The 16,905-nt window shown below is 46.9% G+C and carries 13 protein-coding genes; 10 read left to right on the forward strand and 3 right to left on the reverse strand.

The features are described from left to right. The first annotated feature begins 79 nt into the window (after positions 1-79). From thrS to Q0135_RS05320, 5 genes are all read left to right on the forward strand, one after another. On the forward strand, positions 80-1,903 hold the full coding sequence (gene thrS / locus Q0135_RS05300; RefSeq protein ID WP_297924317.1) for a threonine--tRNA ligase: 1,824 nt from the start codon (positions 80-82) through the stop codon (positions 1,901-1,903). After that, positions 1,900-2,421 (forward strand): translation initiation factor IF-3, encoded by a 522-nt coding sequence (gene infC / locus Q0135_RS05305; RefSeq protein ID WP_005871062.1) that lies wholly within the window; start codon positions 1,900-1,902, stop codon positions 2,419-2,421. Before thrS ends, infC begins: the two co-directional genes overlap by 4 nt. 314 nt (positions 2,422-2,735) lie before the next feature. Next, a complete protein-coding gene (gene rpmI, locus Q0135_RS05310) occupies positions 2,736-2,927 on the forward strand; it encodes a 50S ribosomal protein L35 (protein ID WP_005871089.1) in 192 nt (63 codons plus the stop codon). A 98-nt stretch (positions 2,928-3,025) separates the two neighbouring features. Continuing rightward, complete coding sequence (gene rplT, locus Q0135_RS05315; RefSeq protein WP_297924321.1) at positions 3,026-3,382, forward strand: 50S ribosomal protein L20; 357 nt, start codon at positions 3,026-3,028, stop codon at positions 3,380-3,382. 128 nt (positions 3,383-3,510) lie between these two features. Further along, positions 3,511-5,472 (forward strand): autotransporter domain-containing protein, encoded by a 1,962-nt coding sequence (locus tag Q0135_RS05320; protein ID WP_297988908.1) that lies wholly within the window; start codon positions 3,511-3,513, stop codon positions 5,470-5,472. Positions 5,473-5,811: 339 nt separating this feature from the next. On the opposite strand, the gene Q0135_RS05325 is transcribed toward Q0135_RS05320, so the two are convergent. From Q0135_RS05325 to selA, 3 genes are read right to left on the reverse strand one after another with little or no spacing between them, the layout of a single operon-like run. Next, positions 5,812-6,525, reverse strand: a complete 714-nt coding sequence (locus tag Q0135_RS05325; RefSeq protein ID WP_297988912.1) for a histidine kinase — start codon at positions 6,523-6,525, stop codon at positions 5,812-5,814. Positions 6,526-6,576: 51 nt separating this feature from the next. Next, on the reverse strand, positions 6,577-8,397 hold the full coding sequence (gene selB / locus Q0135_RS05330; protein WP_297988913.1) for a selenocysteine-specific translation elongation factor: 1,821 nt from the start codon (positions 8,395-8,397) through the stop codon (positions 6,577-6,579). Beyond that, positions 8,390-10,009 carry an L-seryl-tRNA(Sec) selenium transferase gene (gene selA, locus Q0135_RS05335; protein WP_297988916.1) on the reverse strand — a complete coding sequence of 540 codons (1,620 nt, stop codon included), beginning with the start codon at positions 10,007-10,009 and terminating at the stop codon, positions 8,390-8,392. Before selA ends, selB begins: the two co-directional genes overlap by 8 nt. 166 nt (positions 10,010-10,175) lie before the next feature. Between selA and Q0135_RS05340 the strand changes: the two genes are divergently transcribed. The 5 genes from Q0135_RS05340 (at position 10,176) to fdh3B (ending at position 16,676) form a co-directional block, all read left to right on the forward strand. Then, positions 10,176-11,858: a 4Fe-4S dicluster domain-containing protein gene (locus Q0135_RS05340; protein WP_297988919.1), complete on the forward strand. Its 1,683-nt coding sequence runs from the start codon at positions 10,176-10,178 to the stop codon at positions 11,856-11,858. Further along, positions 11,858-12,727 (forward strand): molecular chaperone TorD family protein, encoded by an 870-nt coding sequence (locus tag Q0135_RS05345; RefSeq protein ID WP_297988921.1) that lies wholly within the window; start codon positions 11,858-11,860, stop codon positions 12,725-12,727. The genes Q0135_RS05340 and Q0135_RS05345 overlap by 1 nt, the downstream gene beginning before the upstream one ends. Before the next feature lie 252 nt (positions 12,728-12,979). Continuing rightward, positions 12,980-13,177, forward strand: coding sequence for a twin-arginine translocation signal domain-containing protein (locus Q0135_RS05350; RefSeq protein ID WP_005871103.1), 198 nt, complete (start codon positions 12,980-12,982; stop codon positions 13,175-13,177). Positions 13,178-13,187: 10 nt separating this feature from the next. Further along, positions 13,188-16,109, forward strand: coding sequence for a formate dehydrogenase subunit alpha (locus Q0135_RS05355; RefSeq protein WP_297988923.1), 2,922 nt, complete (start codon positions 13,188-13,190; stop codon positions 16,107-16,109). A 9-nt stretch (positions 16,110-16,118) separates the two neighbouring features. Next, the gene (gene fdh3B / locus Q0135_RS05360) at positions 16,119-16,676 is read left to right on the forward strand and encodes a formate dehydrogenase FDH3 subunit beta (RefSeq protein ID WP_297924332.1); all 558 of its coding nucleotides are present in this window, start codon (positions 16,119-16,121) and stop codon (positions 16,674-16,676) included. Positions 16,677-16,905 lie beyond the last annotated feature (229 nt).

Raw genomic sequence — 16,905 nt, forward strand, 5'->3', positions numbered from 1 at the left:
GTTAAGGATTGATTAGCTAAAATTAGCTTTCGTTCTTTCAGTGTAAGAAAGACAATTCGGTAAAAAAGGAAACAAGCCAATGAGCGATATTATCGCATATAAACTTAACGGTGAAATTTATGATACTCAAAGTATCGGCGAGCGCGCTAACGAGGCGCAGCCGATATATTTCGATAACTCCGAGGACGCGCTTAAAATTCTGCGCCACTCCTGTGCGCACCTTTTGGCGCAGGCGGTGCGCGAGCTTTATCCGAGCGCTAAATTTTTCGTAGGACCCGCGATCGAGGATGGGTTTTACTACGACATCCGCGTCAGCAAAGATAACGGCGAAAAGCTCGGCGAAGAGGATCTAAAGACGATCGAAAAAAAGATGCGCGCGCTTGCCGAGGCAAATTTAGAGATTAAAAAGATAGCCTCCACCAAAGAGGCGGTTGCGAAAAAATATTCAAACGACGATCTTAAGCAGGAAGTTTTAAAACGTATCCCCGAAGGCCCGGTGAGCTTATACGCGCAGGGCGAGTTTGAGGACATCTGCCGCGGCCCGCATGTGCAAAATACGAAATTTTTGAAAAATTTTGCCCTTACGCGCATTGCAGGAGCGTATCTCGGCGGCGACGAGAAGCGCGAGATGCTAACTCGCATCTACGGCGTCGTATTTGCCGACAAAGATAGCCTTAAAAAGCACCTTGCGATGTTAGAAGAAGCTAAGAAGCGCGATCACCGAAAGCTCGGAGCCGAGATGAAATTCTTCACCTTCGACGAGCAGATTGGCGCGGGACTTCCGATCTGGCTTCCTGCGGGCACGAGGATGCGTATAAAGCTCGAGGAGCGCCTTTATAGGCAGCTTCGCAAGCGCGGCTACGAGCCGGTGCGCGGCCCTGAAATTTTAAAATCCGACGCGTGGAAGATCAGCGGGCACTACAGTAACTACAAAGAAAATATGTATTTTACGACGATCGAGGATCAAGAATACGGCATCAAGCCGATGAACTGCGTCGGTCATATCAAGGTTTATCAAAGCGAAATCCGCTCATATCGCGATCTGCCGCTTAAATTTTGCGAGTACGGCGTCGTGCACCGCCACGAAAAAAGCGGCGTCTTGCACGGGCTTTTCCGTGTGCGCGAGTTTACGCAGGACGATGCGCATCTGTTTGTGATGCCGAGCCAGATCAAAGAAAACGTCTATGAAATTTTAGATTTCGTAGAGCTTTTGATGAAAGCTTTCGGCTTTGAATACGAGCTTGAAATTTCGACCAAGCCGCAAAAGGCGGTCGGCGACGACGAGGTTTGGGATATCGCGACGAAGGCTTTAAAAGACGCACTTGACGAAAAAGGCTTAAAATATGGTCTAGACGAGGGAGGCGGCGCATTTTACGGACCTAAGATCGACATCAAAATCACCGACGCGCTCGGTCGAAAATGGCAGTGCGGCACGGTGCAGGTCGATTTTAACCTGCCTGCGCGCTTCGAGCTTGGCTATATCGACGAAAACAATGAAAAAAAGCAGCCCGTGATGCTGCATCGCGCGATTTTGGGAAGCTTCGAGCGGTTCGTGGGGATTTTGCTCGAGCACACCGCGGGCGAGCTTCCGTTTTGGATCTGTCCTACGCAGGTATCAATCGTGCCGATCGGTGAAGCGCACGCAGACTACGCGAAAGAAATTTTAAATTTGCTGCGCGCGGCGGACATTGACGGCGAAATTTTAGATAGAAACGAGACGTTAAATAAACGAATCAGAACGGCTGAAAAGCAGAAGGTGCCGCTCATCATCGTCCTAGGCGATAATGAAGTTTCGGCTCGCAGCGTGGCCTTGCGCGATCGCAGGGCGCGCGAACAGCGAAATTTAGGGCTGGATGAGTTTTTAAATTTCGTAAAAGCTAAATTAAACGAGGTGAATTTTTGAGCAGAGAGAAAGAGGTTTTTCTAAACGAGGACATTCCGGCTAGCGAAGTCAGGTGCATAGGCGACAACGGCGAGGTTTACGGCATAATTTCAAAGGCGCAGGCGCTGCAAATCGCCGAGCGAGAGGGCGTGGATCTGGTTTTGATAGCGCCCGATGCAAAGCCGCCCGTTTGCAAGGTCATGAACTATAGCAAATTTCGCTATCAGCAGGAAAAAAAGCTCAAAGAGGCGAAAAAAAAGCAAAAAATCATCGAAGTCAAAGAGATCAAGCTGTCCGCTAAAATCGCTCAAAACGACATTAATTATAAAGTAAAACACGCGAAAGAATTCCTTAGTAGCGGCAAACACGTCAAACTTCGCGTATTTTTAAAAGGGCGCGAGATGTCAAGCCCAGAAATCGGCGTAAATTTGCTCAATAAAATTTGGGATGAATTTTTCGCAGAAGTGGCCGATCGCGATAAGGCGCCTGCGCTGGAGGGTCGCTACGTAAATATGCTGATCACGCCGAAAAAGGCGTAGCGTAAATTTAACGGTATTTTGCGCCGAGTGCGGCAAAATTTTAAAATTTACGCGCTGTTTTTCCCCGCGGTACAGCGCGTAAATTTAAACTAAATAGCAAAATTTTAAAATTTATACAGGCTAGTTTATCTCTAAATTTAACCCTTTAAATTTGTATAAATTTTTTGGATCCAGCTAAACCGAATCTTAAACGGGCGGCAAAATTTAACTTTAAATTTATCTTGCGTTAATTTAAGCTCTAAAATTCCTTAAATTCAAATTTTTCAAAGAAACTTTATTATATACTTCCCATTCACTTTAAAAAAAGGACGACCATGCCAAAGATGAAAAGCGTGCGCGGTGCCGTCAAGCGTTTTAAAGCGGGCAAAAACAAGATCAAAAGAGGCTCTGCGTTTCGCAGCCATATTTTGACGAAGATGTCTCAAAAACGCAAGAGGAATTTGCGCGAGGCCCAATACGTCGATTCTACGAACGTATCTGCGGTTAAAAAAATGCTTTGCAAATAGTGCGAAGTTAGTTTTTGACGAAAGTCATTCAAACTCCCCTAAATTCATGGATTTTAGGGCAAGATCCCCAAAGGGACGCCGATTAAGAAAGGATTAATATGGCAAGAGTAAAAACGGGTATCGTTAGACGCCGCCGTCACAACAAGGTGCTAAAGCTTGCGCGCGGATTTTATAGCGCAAAACGCAAACATTTCAGAAAGGCCAAAGAGCAGCTGGAGAGAAGCCTCGTTTACGCCTTCCGTGACAGACGCGCGAAAAAACGCGATTTCCGCAGACTTTGGATAGTGCGCATCAATGCAGCTTGCAGGCTAAACGACATCAGCTATTCTAAATTTATAAACGGACTTAGAAAAGCGGGCATCGAGCTTGATAGAAAAATTTTAGCAAATATGGCTATGAACGACGCCGAAGCTTTCGCAACCGTCGCAAAGAAGGCAAAAGCGGCATTAAAATAAGCTTTAAAATTTGGTCGCCTTAAGGCGGCTAAATTTTTAAATTTCGACAAAGCTTTTAATTTTAAAAGCGCGTCCGCAAATTTATCGAAATTTAAGAATTTGGATAATTTTATTTGAGGCGGTGCAGAATGCTAAAGTCTTTGAAAAAAATCGTATCTCTTGCGCTTATCGGTGCAGCAGGGTTCGGCTATGCGAGCGAGCAGAATTCCTGGGGCTATGCAAACGCGCAAAAATCACCTTCCAACAACACTTCCCGTTCCGATGTAATGAGCGCTGCGGATAGCTTGGGCGCGAAATTAAGCAGGCGCGACGCAGCTAGCGATAACTCCGCGAGCGACGAGTATGAAAACTCATTTCGTATCAAGCTCGAATATGCAAGAGGCTTTGCTAAAAAGGGTTCATATTCGGGCAGACTTAATAATCAGCGCGTTATGATGCCTGCGTTTCGCTGGACGGGTAATAGCGGCGTAAATGCCGAGTTTTGGAACGGCATTACCAATATAGGCGGCGCGCTGGTTCCTTACGTGGCTTTCGGCTCTTACGAGGCGGCGATACCGGGCGATCAAACTACGCAATATCTGGTCAGAAGGGACGAAGACGCCGTTCAGATGAAGCGAAATATTGCGGCGGGCATAGCAAATTTAGGCTATACCTATACCAAAAATTCTACTAGAAATCTAAATTTGGTCTATGCCGATATCGATAATTTCGTAAATTTCTACGGCAGAGAAAATATCGCAGGATACTTTATCGACGAAGTCAATACCGAGAATAATCCCGCAACTATTGCCTATATGGAGAGTATCTACAATTATATCAAGACCAAATACCCCGGAATGCTAGTTTTGGCAAATAACGGCTGGGGCGTGCGCGACGCCATAGCCCCTTATGCGGACGTTTGGATGCTGCAAGAGGTGAGCGCGGACGACTACATAAACCACTATCGTCCTAGAACCTCTGAGTTTGAAAAAGACCCGGCAAATTCCTCTAAAATTTTGCACGTCATATACAACGCAAGACCCGATCAATACGACGAGATCATAAGATTATCTCGCGAGCGCAATGCGGCGAATTTATTCATCACTTCCGATACGAATGCCTATCCTAGCGGATACGATGATCTGCCTACCTATTTTGAAGCGCTGATGCTGGCGATCAATAACTTCACGCCTAAAAACGGCAGCCTGTTTTCGCAGGTCGCAAGAGGCGGCAACCGCATAGGCATCGAGATGCCGCGCTCGAAGGTCGATCTGGATCTTACCAAGCTAGCAAGAAATTCCGCTTATAAAAATTTAGCCGATACCGACGGGCAGGAGTTTAACGTAAACGTAAGCGCGATTGGAAACTACGGCGGGGATTACAAAGACCGCTCGGGCGGCGTCAAATACGATCACAAGAGCGACGGAATTTTACTCGGAGCCTCCAAGAGAGTGGATGATCTTACGCTGGGCGTGATCTTTGGGTATCAAAAATCGGACGCTTGGTACGAGGGTAAATTCGACGGTGTCAAAGAAAACATCAAATCCTACGAGCTCGGTCTGGTGGGCAGATACGATTTTAACGAGAACGTGGATCTGGCGGTCAATTTAACATATTCGACGAACGATCATAAATTTGAAACCAACAACGGATTCGGCGCTATCCACGGCGCGAAATACAAGTCGCAAATTTGGGATTTCAGTACGAGGGCAGGGTATAAATTCTTATTTGAAAACGGCTACATTAAGCCATATTTGGGGCTTGGAGCGATTATGGTGAACGAGGACGCGATCTCTAGGCTTAAATTTAGCTCCGCTTCAAAAACCGCGCCGAACGGCACCGCGGGAATTTACGCGATCAAGGCTTTCGGCGATCTGCAGATATTCGCAAATGCGGAGTACGAGCATCGATTTAGCGGCGATTCGTATCATGCTAGCAGAAAGTATTCGGACAGATACGACGTGGAGGGGCTTGATTATTCTAGCGGCGTATTTAACGGCGCGATCGGACTGAAATATAAGATCCTTCAAAGCGTCGCACTTAGCGCATCATACGAGCTAAGCGAGAGCAAAAATAGCCTGGCAAGAGCAGGGGTAGAGGCGGAATTTTAATTTTTATAGAATTTAACGCAAGCTCTAAGCGGACGACATAGAGCCTAGAGATAGAATCCCTTTATAGCAAGCGGAATTTTACAAAAATCCGCGTTCAAATTTCATTTAGAACTCCGCCTAAAATTTTAAAATTCCAGCTGTGGATTTCGTTTATATATTTTCTCGCTTTTAAATTTCATACACTATCGTTTTTATGCTACTTTCAATATAAGGAACAATGCAGAATTTTGCTGGAATTTTGCACGTGTAAAATTTTATAAAATCCGGATTAATTAAAATCGCTAAGGCTAAGACGATGAGGTAGAATTTTGCGGATCGCTCCGCAAAATTTAAGAGAGATTATTTTAGCTTGTCTAGTTCGATGATGTAAGGCACCGAGTTTACCCCCGCATCGAAGTATTTGGCAGCTAGGGCTTTTGCAGCGTTTAGCTCAGCAGCGCTTACGTCCTTGGCGCCTGCTTTGTTATCTTCAGCGTAATATTTTTTAAAAACCGCTATCTTTTGCTCGTCGGTTTTAGCATTTTTGATCTCTTTGTAGATGAGTGCGGATTTTGCGTGGCCGTCGTCGCCGTGAACGGAGGTCATGACGATATCGACATTGTTATTTTTTAACGTTTCTTCGATCCTTGCCATCTCTTTGCGGCAGAATGGGCACAAAGCGTCCGTCAGCATTAAAATCGTAGGCTTTTTAGGATCGTTTCCTAGTTTGATGATATTGTCTTTGCTCTCTGCTTTGAAGACCTTACTTAGCTGTCCTGCAATGCGGTCTTGTTTGATCTGCTCCTTATAGACTACGCGTTTTTTAGGATCGATGATATCGGTAAAGATCAGATCGCCTTGGGTGAAAATGATCTCCTCTTGCGACATATTGCCTTGAGAAATCTTTAAAACGACCGCCTCTACGCCCTTTGGCTCGCTAAGCGGGATGCGCTCGGCGACCTTTATTTCGATGCCTTGAGGCGCACCGCCGTAGATGGATAGAATTTCGCTGTCGCTTAAAGCCGCGTTTAGGCTCGCTGCGAGCGCAACTGAAGTTAAAATAGCTTTTTTCATTTTTTTCCTTTGCAAAAAATTCCGCGCATTGTAGTGCAAAATTTTAAATTTTTACTTTTTCAAATAGCGTTTATTGTCGATCGTCACGATATTTCCCATTTTATCTAGGTATTCGAGATAGCAGATGACGAATTTCCTGCTAAGCCCAAGCTCCTCTTTGGCGTTCGTGACGTTTACGAAGCCCTCTTTTTCGATGATCGCGTAGAGGCGCTTGATCGCTAGGGCTAAATTTTCAGCCTCTACGAAGAGATTGTGCGCGAGACGGACGACCTTTTTGGCGTAGGTCAGCTTCTTTAGCGCGTCATCGCCGCTACTGCGGTCAATCTCCAGCTCGTCATAGACGTTATAAGGCGCTAATGGCGCTATGCCGCCCTTTTTGATGAGATCAAAAATTTTACTCTCCAGGCTCTGTTTGAGCGTGTCAAAATCCACCCCCGATTTTACGTAAACTCCGCCCTTTTTGGAGACGATGCCGCTCCGCTCAAGCTCGCTAAGAGCGCGCGCGGCAAGCTCCTCGCTGGCCCACGATAGCTTTAGGGCGATCGAGGCGGGCGAAAAGATCGCGTAGTCGTTTTTTGAGACGATAAATTTTATGAGATTTTTTACGTCCTCGATCGCGCTTAGATCGTAAACGCATAAATTTGCCTCGTCAAAATACGTCCCTTCTAAGCCGCGCGCGATCTTTACCGCTTCGTCGTATTCCATCCCGAAGCGCTGATACGCCGAAAATAGCCCGAATCCATGCTTGTGAAAGAGGCTTAAAATTTTAAACGCTTCGGTAAAATTTCGCTTCAAAAGCGCGGTGAGAAGTACGGCTTTGCTCTGCTTTTTTAGCGGCTCGACTACGGCGTTTAGCACGCGTCCTCCGCCGATTACGCGCGAGTTTGACAAGCAAACGAAGGGCTCGCCGAATTTTAAAAACATCGTTTTATCAAATTTAAAGCTTACGAGTTTCTCGCCGCTTGGAAGTTCCTTTAAAATGAGCGCTTTTGCTGCGCTTTGCTTGCTTCCGACGCAAAACAGCACGTCTTGATTATGCGAAATTTCGCCGCTAAAGGTGCAGTCCGCTTCATTAAAGCCGCGGAAAAAGCCTTTTTTGCTTAGGATTTGCCCCTTTTGCAGCTCGCTCGTTTTGGCGTCCAGACTTAGCGCGACGCGGTTTGGAGCCTGCGCTAGCGGCGTATCCTCGTCGTGGATCTGCACGCTTTTGACGTTAAAAATTTTACCCAGATCGCAGTTATAAAGCTTTTCGCCCTTTGAAATCGCGCCGTTAATGAGGCTGCCCGTTACGATGGTGCCGAGCCCCTTAAGCGAAAAGACGCGGTCGATGTAGTAGTGCACCACGCCGCCTCCTTGGCGCTGCGCGGGCTTGATATTGAAGAGATAGTTTTTCAGCTCAGCGATGCTTGCGGGATCTTTTATGCTGATAAAAAAGGTGTTTAAAATTTGCAAATCTTTAAATTTGCAGATATATTCCTTGCACTGCGCCGCGACCTCGGATTTGCGCGCGTCGTCCGCTAGATCGCACTTGCTGATGCATAAGATCACGCTTTTTACTCCAAGCAGCGATAAAATTTGAATATGCTCTTTACTTTGCGGCATTAGCCCGTCGTCCGCGGCGACTACTAGCATCGCAGCGTCGAAGGCATACGCGCCGCTAATCATCGTCTTTACTAGATTTTCATGCCCGGGAACGTCGATGAAAGCGACGTTAGTATCCCCCGAGCGCAGATGCGAAAAGCTAAGATCGATCGTGATGCCACGTTCTTTTTCGCTCGGCATTCGGTCTCCTTCAAAGCCGTTTAGCGCCTTGATTAACGCGGTCTTTCCGTGATCGATATGGCCTGCGGTGCCGATGATTACGCTATTCATAAATTTCTCCGATCTTTTTTATTAAATCTTGCAAGTCGCTTTTTAAAATCGATCTGAAATCGAGCAAAAATTTATCATCCTCGATCCGCCCGATTATGCCCGCAGCGCGAAATTTTGCCTGCGTGCTCTGCGGATCTGCGCCATCTAAGATCGCAAGCGCGACGCTAGGGTAGGGGGCGCCGGGCATCGTACCGCCGCCTACGAAGGTGGTAGTAGGCACGATCTGCGATTTTACGCCGATGCGCGATCGCACTAGCTCCGCTCGCTCACGCAGCTCATCTAGGCTTAGATGGATCTGATCTATCGTCGTGATGAGGTGAAATTCTTTATTTATATACGCCTTGATCGTCTCGGCAAGCAGGCTTAGCGTGATCTTGTCCACGCGCAGCATTCGCAGTAGCTGGTTTTTGCGCAGGCGCGCGATGAGCTTGCGATCCCCTAGGATGATGCCGCACTGCACGGAGCCGAAAAGCTTGTCGCCGCTAAAGCTAAGCAGCCGCACGCCGCTTTTTAAAAGCTCAAAAATAGATGGCTCGCTTTTGCCTAGCCCAAATCCCAGCCCGCTTGCATAGCCGCTTCCAAGATCGTAGTAATCGATGATCTCGTTAAAGCTTTCCTCTTTTTTCATGCTAAATTTTGCGGGGTAAATTTTAGAAATTTCATCGGAAATTTCGCTCTCGCCGCCCGCACTATCTCCATGAAAACGCTCGCTCTTTGCGGACGGCTCGCTGCTATTTAAATTTAGAGCATTCGCAGAGCCTGCAGCTAAGCTTAAACCATTCGGCGCAGAATTTAAAATTTCGCCGTCTGCGTCCGAAGAGCCGCCGCAAAGATCTGCTAAATTTTTAAAGCTTGCCGCTCTAAGCGCTAAAAATTCTCTCTTTGCCTGTGAGGCGCGACGTGCGAGAGCCGCTACCTCCGCAGCGCTTACGCTCGAGCTAAAGCCCGAAATTTTAAAATTTGAGCGGTGTACCTTCATCAAGATCGCCGTGTTTTCATTGATCGCCTCTTCGTAATCTTCCGGCTTGGTTTTGTTCGTAGTGCCTATCTCTGTGAGTTTTGCGCCAGAGTTTGCCATCACTTCGCTTACCCGAAAGCTCCCGCCGATCTCGACTAGCTCGCCGCGGCTTACTACGACTTCGCGTCCGCGCGCGAAGGTATTTAGCACCAAAAATACCGCCGCAGCGTTGTTATTGACCACGAGCGCGTCCTGCGCGCCGAAGAGCTCGCTGCACAAAAGCGCTATGTAGTCGTATCTGTTGCCGCGCGCGCCCTTGGATAGGTCGTATTCTAAATTTGAATATGAGGTGATGATCTTTTGCGCGCGGGCTAAAATTTCGGCGCTGATGACGCTGCGGCCGAGGTTTGTGTGCAGCACGACGCCGGTTGCGTTGATGAGCGGCTTAAGGCTTAAGCTTTGAAATTTTTCGTAGCGCGATTTGATGCGCGCGATGATCTCGCTTTCGTTTGCGACCGTGCCTCCTTGCAGCGCCTCCCTGCGTGCTTCTTCGATGAGCTCTTGTGCGATTTTGATGATTTGCGGGCGGAGGCAGTTTTGAAACTCCTGCGCGTTTGCGATTTTGTCGATTTTTGGTAGTTTGATTCGTTGCATTGCGACCCCGATGCCTTAAAATTTAGGCGATTTTATCATTTAAAGCTTTGATTTTGCTTTATCTATAGAATTATTAATTTAAATTCGATTTACTTTAAGTGCAGAATTTAAAAGCTGTTTAGAAAATAAGAGTAAAACCCGCCTAATTATCAATTTAGGATAGATTATGAAAGAACATGGATTTTACGCCGCGGGGCTAAAAGATGTCGTCTTAAGCGATGATATCGAAATTTGCGGCGATGAAGAGGGGGCGAAAAATGAGGAATTTATCGTCGCCAATTCGCCGAAACTAAAAGCGCAAATTTATGCGCCCGAGATAAATTTTTATATAGAAAATTCCGCAGATGAGCCGCTGCAAATCGCTAAAAACGTAGATATTTTGTATCGCGCCAAGGATATCGCCTTCGACGGTGCGCTAGATAGTGACTATCAAAAGCCCGTCGGCAAAAACGTGATTCTCGCCTGTGACGAGCCGCGAGAGGAGCTTGTGGGGCTACTTAGGCAGCATGGATTTAAGGTGATCACGTTAAGCAGAGCCGAGATTAAGTTCGTCTACGGCGAGATTGGCGATCTCGCGGTTACGATTTTAAGCGAGCGGGATGAGGTTGAGACTGAGGCGGATTTTTTCTTGATTAGCGGCGCAGCGCCATATCAGCTACGACAAAGCGGCTGCTACGAGATCTCGGGGCTAAAAAACGATGAAATTTTAGAGATTTTAAATTCCAAAAGCCCGGTTTATCATTATAAGAATTCCACGATCTTCGATCCTGCGATCTGCCAGTATCAAGGTAGGCGAAATGAGCTGCGAGCGCCATGCGCGGAGATTTGCCCCACAGTGGCGATTTTGAAAAACGACGAAAAGCGCGAGCTAGTATTTTCGCATATCGACTGCGTCGGTTGCGGCGCGTGCGTGAGCGTCTGCCCTAGCGGCGCGCTGAAATTTGCCAAGCTGCCCCAAAGAGTATTTGGCGAGATCGCAAAGCTCTATGCAGGCAAAATTCCGCTTCTCATCGCAGAGAGCGAAATCGCATCCGCACCTGCAGTGCAGCTTCCGTGCGGCGCGCTACCGTTTGGAATTTTTGGAAGCAAGCAAATAGATGAGGCAAATTTGCTAAGCGCGATGCAAGAAAGCGGCTCGAGCGTGATCGTTTACGGCGCAGACGTGGGCGAGAGCACGCGCGAAGCGGTGGAGCTTATCAATGGAATTTCGCGCGCGATCTATGGCAAGGACGCGGTATTTTTAGCGCGAAATTTAATCGAGCTGCGAGAAGCGCTAAAGCAGGCGCAAAGCTCTCAGCCCTGGGCGTTTAGCCTAAACGAGCAGGGTCTTAGCAAGAAAGAAATTTTTTCCAAACGCGTAAGCGCAATGGTTGGCGAGGGCAGCTTCGGCACCGTAAAAAGCGGAGAGTTGCTAAAATTTGGCAAAGTAAACATAAACGAAGCGAGCTGCACGCTATGCCTTAGCTGCGTGGGTGCCTGTAATACCGGCGCGCTGTATGCCGATAACAGCGACAATTCGATTAAGTTCAACGCTTCGCTTTGCACGACGTGCAACTACTGCGTTTTAAGCTGCGCCGAAAAGGATACGATTGAGCTTAAGCCTTGCGGCGTGGAACTTGAGCCGGGATTTTTTAATTACAAAATGCTAGCTAAAGACGAGCTTTTCAAATGCATCGAGTGCGGTAAGGAATTTGCGACAAGCAAAGCCGTGATGAAGATCGCGGATATGATGGGCGCGCATTTTGCAAACGAGCCTGAAAAGATGAAGACTCTTTTTTGCTGCGGCGATTGCAAGGCGAAAATAATGATAAAAAAGCAGATAGAAGATGCTAGAAAAGGGGCAATGTAATGGATGCGAATCTACTTCAAGCAAGAAGCTACTACTACGAATTTTTTGCAATTCCGTTTTTTTTCTATGAAACGGATACGAAATTTAAGCGCTGGAAGGAGCAACTGGAGTTTTTACGTAGCTCGCCCATCGTGCCTAGCGATGAGGCGGAATTTCAAAATTTGGCGAAATTCGACTTTGCAGCGTTTAAAAGCGAGCAAAATTCCGTGCTTTTTGATTTTTCATACGCCAATGTGCCGATGAGTGCGAGCTTCTACGACGAGGGGCGCGACGACGGGCGTATGCGTGTCGCAGTAATCGACGTGCTAAAAAAGAGTAAATTTCGCCGCAATATGGAGCTTTGCAAAGAGTGCGAGGACTATGTGGGATTTATTTTTTACCTGCATTCGACTCTGCTGCGCGACGCGGCTGCAAAACACAGCGCGGTTTTAAACGGACAAAATTCCGTGACAAACGAGCAAAATTCTACGAATAGCGCGAGCTTAACGGCGCAAGACGGAAAAAATTCTGTAGATTCGTATGGCAGTAAAAATTTTACAGGTCCGCAGAATGGTAAAAATACCGCGAGCGCGCAATGCACTAAAAATTTCATCGGTGCGCAAGACGGCGAAACGCTGGCGTTAGAGCTTTTTACGAATGTCACCAATAGCTTTGTGGATGAGTTTAGCGAGCTTTTGTGCGGGCATGTGCGGGCGGATTTTTTCAAATCATTAGGCGCACTAATGAGAAGCTTTTTTGCGCTTGAACGCTCGCTTTTAGCTATAGCTGCTCCGCAAAAGAAAGATCGCAGCGTCGTTAAAGAAGCGATCAAAAAAGGCGGCTATCAAAATAAATTTACCAATCCGGAAGATATTTTTGATCTGGATTGATAAATAAAATTTTTAACGGAAATCTTAACGCGAAAGCAGAATTTCGGTTAAATTTTAAACTCGCAAGCTCGAGTTTTGCGAGTAGTTTTTTAGTTAGAACTTTATATTTTGAATTTTAAATAAAATTTAAAAAGTAACTTAAAATTTAATTTCCATCTCACTGCCTTTTCGTTATAATTCATTAGACTTAAATCCTGTAACAGGCGTTACTACAATAAAAGATTTAAAGCGATTTCTTCACAAAGGAAAACCATGGAGAACAAACGCAGGGATTTTCTTAAAAAATCTCTAAAAATCGGCGCAGTAGGTGCCGTGGGCGTTGCCGCGTCTCAGGCTCTAGCGAAAAGCGAGCAGGACTATGGCGATACCGTTCGTGGCAAATCACCGAAAAAAGAGGTGCTTTACTGGGAGAGTGAAGCGTGGAAAAAATACTATAAAGTAGCTTACTAGGAGAATTTTCATGAGTGAGAATGCAATCGGAAGGAGATCGTTTTTGAAACTCGCCGCTTTAGGAGCGAGCAGCGTAGCCGCGTTTGGCGAAAATAATACGCTAAGAGCCGCTACTGAGCAAGAGATCAAAAACCCATTTCCAGGTTCCGTTATGAAGCGAACGATATGTTCGATCTGTTCCGTAGGCTGTGGTATCGAGGCTCAAGTGGATGAGAGCACCAATACCTGGATTCGCCAAGATATGGCAGTAGATCACCCGATCTCGCAGGGCAGTCACTGCTGTAAGGGAATCGATCAAATCGATCTAACCAAATCTAAAATGCGTCTTAAATATCCACTCAAAAAGGTTGGTGGCAAGTGGGAGCGCATAAGTTGGGAGCAAGCCGTTAACGAAATCGGCGATAAAATGCTTCAAGTTCGCAAAGAGGACGGCCCTGATAGCGTAGTATTTCTGGGTTCGGCTAAATTTTGTAACGAGCAGGCATATTATTTTAGAAAATTTGCAGCCTTCTGGGGTACGAACAGCAACGACCACGTAGCACGAATTTGACATAGCGCAACAGTCGCCGGTGTGGCGAATACTTGGGGTTATGGAGCTATGACAAATCATGTAGGTGATATGGCGAAAAATTCTAAAATAATCCTTTTCATAGGTGCGAATTCCGCGGTTGCAAATCCAGTGGGAGCTATGAAGCACGCTCTTCAGGCTCGCGATAGAAACGGCGCGAAAATCGTTGTAGTTGATCCAAATTTTACTAGAACTGCGGCTAAGGCCGATATGTATATTAGAATTCGTCCGGGAACCGATATAGCGTTTGTGTACGGAATGCTGCATCTAATCTTTAAAAACGGCTGGGAAGATAAGGAGCTAATAAAAACCAGAACCTACGCCGTAGAGGAAATCAAGGCCGAAGCGGAGAAATGGGATCCGAAAGAGGTAGCCAACGTCACCGGTTGCAAAGAAGAGGAGCTGATAGAATTTACGAGGATGTTCGCTACTACAAAGCCCGCTACTTTATGCTGGGCTCTAGGCATTACACAGCACTCGATCGGAAGTTCTAATACTAGAATTTTGGCTCTTTTGCAGCTCATACTAGGCAATATGGGCAAGCCAGGCGGCGGCTGCAACATCCTTCGAGGCCATGATAATGTTCAGGGCGCTACCGATATGTGCAATCTCTCCGATAGCTTACCTGCGTATTACGGGCTAGCCGATAACGCTTGGAAGCACTTCTGCAAGGGCTGGGGCGTAGATTACGAGCAGTTTATTAAAAGATTTGCCGTCTCTACTAAGCAGCCGCACGAAAAGCAGGGTGAAAAAGTGCCTGGTACGAATTTTACCGAGTATTTTCACTACGATCCGAGCATCGAGCAAGATGTGATAAACTGGCGCAACGAAAAGGGCTTTTCGCTATCTAAATGGTGGCAGGGCGTTTTGAAAAATGAGCCCGTTTTAAGTAGTGGCAATGTCCGCGTTCTTTGGGTGCAAGGCACAGGAATTACTTCTATGGCTCATGTTCGCGAGACTCAAGAAGCATTAGGCAAGATCGATATGCTGGTAGTCGCCGAGCCGTTCTTAAACGAAGTAGCGATTCTAAACGATAGACCGGATGGAATTTATGTTTTGCCGGTAGCTACGCAGTTTGAGAGCGAAGGCCATCTAAGCGCTACAAACCGCAGCGGCCAGTGGAGAACTCAGATTGTTAAGCCTCTATTTGAGAGCAAAGAGGATCAGGAGGTAATGTTTTTATTCGCGAAAAAATTCGGCTTTTACGACGAATACGTTCGCGGCATGAAGATGGGCATCGTTGATGGCGAGCTTAAGCAGGTTAAAGACGATTTTGTTTGGCCTGACGACGCTACCGATGAGATTGCACGCAATACTCAAAGTATTGGAAATAACGGACGCACTGCAGCTAGATTTCGCAGACAGCAGAAGAACTGGCATCTATTTGATCCCGATACTTTGCGCGGCATAGGTGGCGAGGTCGAGGGCGAATATTACGGGCTTCCATGGCCTTGCTGGGATACGCAACACCCGGGCACGCCGATTCTTTACGACGTAACTAAACCTTATGCCGACGGCGGTATGGGATTTAGGAACCGCTTCGGCTTAGAACACGACGGCGTTTCGCAGCTAGCCGACGAGAGCATTACCCTTCCTGGCTCAAAAATTTCGGGCGGACACGCGGAGATTACCAAGGCAAATATCGAACAGGTTTTAGGCATTACGCTAAGCGAGGATGAAAAAACCAAGATGGGGCCTACGTGGAGCACAGATTATAGCGGCATTATCGCTAAAAAATGCCGCGAGTTTGGAATTTGCCCTTGCGGAAACGCAAGAGCCAGAGCGAAGGTTTGGCAGTTTGCGGATCAAATTCCGAAGCACCGCGAGCCGATCCACTCGCCTAGATGGGATTTAGTGGAGAAATATCCGACCTTTGCGGATCAAAAACGAAATTTCCGCGTCTTTACGAGATTTATCTCCGAGCAGAAAAAGCAGGATTGGAGCAAGGACTTCCCTACTATCGTAAGCTCGTTAAGGCTTGTAAATTTAAGCGGTGCGGGCATGATTGAGCGCACGAGCAAGTATCTTTCAGCGATTACTCCGGAGATGTTTGCGCATGTAAATCCTAAGCTTGCCGCTGACAAAGGTATCAAAGATGGCGAGATGATGTGGATTCATTCGCCGCAAGGCACGAAGATCAAAGTCAAGTGCATCTATTCGCACGCCGTTACGCCCGATCGCATCGTTATGCCGTATAACTTCGCGGGAATTTTCCAGGGCGAGGATCTAAGCGAGCGCTATCCTGAGGGCACTAAGCCATATATCAGAGGCGAGAGCTCAAATACGATTACCAACTATGGCTTTGACATAAATACGCAAATTTCGGAATTTAACGCCGGTCTTTGCAGACTAGAAAGAGCATAAGGAGATAAAATGCCGGCAAGATTAAAATTTTACGTCGATGTCGAGCGTTGCATCGCTTGCTATGGTTGCCAGGTAGCCTGCAGCTCGGCGCACGAGGTTCCCGTGCAGATCAATAGGCGCAAGGTTATCACTTTAAACGAGGGCATAGAGGGGCAGGAGGTTTCAAGCTCTATTGCTTGCCAACACTGCACCGATGCGCCTTGCGCGCAGGTTTGTCCGGTTCAATGCTTCTATATCAGAACCGACGGCGTCGTTTTACACGACAAAGATAAATGTATCGGCTGTGGATATTGCCTCTACGCGTGTCCGTTCGGCGCTCCGCAATTCCCTAGAGACGGAGCTTTCGGTATCAAAGGTGCGATGGATAAGTGCACTATGTGCGCGGGTGGACCGGAGCCTACGTTTTCGCACGAGGAACTGCATAAATACGGTCAAAACCGCATCGCAGAGGGCAAGGTTCCGATATGTGCAGCGATCTGCTGCACGAACGCTCTAATCGTGGGCGACGCGAGCAGAGTTTCGGAGGTTTATCGCAAGCGCGTACTTACGCGCGGCGTGAGCCTATAAGATTGTGGAATTTTAAACTCCTCCGGTTTTAAAATTCCGTCTCTTTTCGCAGAAATTTCAACCGAGCGACGGCTTTAAATTTAGCGGTCGCTCGGCACGAAATTTTATTTGAAAATCTCCGCTCCTGCGTATCGATCGTTATATTATTTCAAAAAATCACTCCTTACTGACATTAAAATTTTAAATTTATGCTACAATCACTCAAATTTAGGATTTGAAATCTTAAGCG

The sequence above is a fragment of the uncultured Campylobacter sp. genome (genome assembly GCF_937981295.1).
GTDB lineage: Bacteria > Campylobacterota > Campylobacteria > Campylobacterales > Campylobacteraceae > Campylobacter_B.

What these genes read in the sequence shown, in the direction of transcription:
- thrS (WP_297924317.1), top strand. Translation starts at nt 80, where the DNA reads ATGAGCGATATTATCGCATATAAACTTAACGGTGAAATTTATGATACT.
- rpmI (WP_005871089.1), top strand. Translation starts at nt 2,736, where the DNA reads ATGCCAAAGATGAAAAGCGTGCGCGGTGCCGTCAAGCGTTTTAAAGCG.
- rplT (WP_297924321.1), top strand. Translation starts at nt 3,026, where the DNA reads ATGGCAAGAGTAAAAACGGGTATCGTTAGACGCCGCCGTCACAACAAG.
- Q0135_RS05320 (WP_297988908.1), top strand. Translation starts at nt 3,511, where the DNA reads ATGCTAAAGTCTTTGAAAAAAATCGTATCTCTTGCGCTTATCGGTGCA.
- Q0135_RS05325 (WP_297988912.1), bottom strand. Translation starts at nt 6,525, where the DNA reads ATGAAAAAAGCTATTTTAACTTCAGTTGCGCTCGCAGCGAGCCTAAAC.
- selB (WP_297988913.1), bottom strand. Translation starts at nt 8,397, where the DNA reads ATGAATAGCGTAATCATCGGCACCGCAGGCCATATCGATCACGGAAAG.
- selA (WP_297988916.1), bottom strand. Translation starts at nt 10,009, where the DNA reads ATGCAACGAATCAAACTACCAAAAATCGACAAAATCGCAAACGCGCAG.
- Q0135_RS05340 (WP_297988919.1), top strand. Translation starts at nt 10,176, where the DNA reads ATGAAAGAACATGGATTTTACGCCGCGGGGCTAAAAGATGTCGTCTTA.
- Q0135_RS05345 (WP_297988921.1), top strand. Translation starts at nt 11,858, where the DNA reads ATGGATGCGAATCTACTTCAAGCAAGAAGCTACTACTACGAATTTTTT.
- Q0135_RS05350 (WP_005871103.1), top strand. Translation starts at nt 12,980, where the DNA reads ATGGAGAACAAACGCAGGGATTTTCTTAAAAAATCTCTAAAAATCGGC.
- fdh3B (WP_297924332.1), top strand. Translation starts at nt 16,119, where the DNA reads ATGCCGGCAAGATTAAAATTTTACGTCGATGTCGAGCGTTGCATCGCT.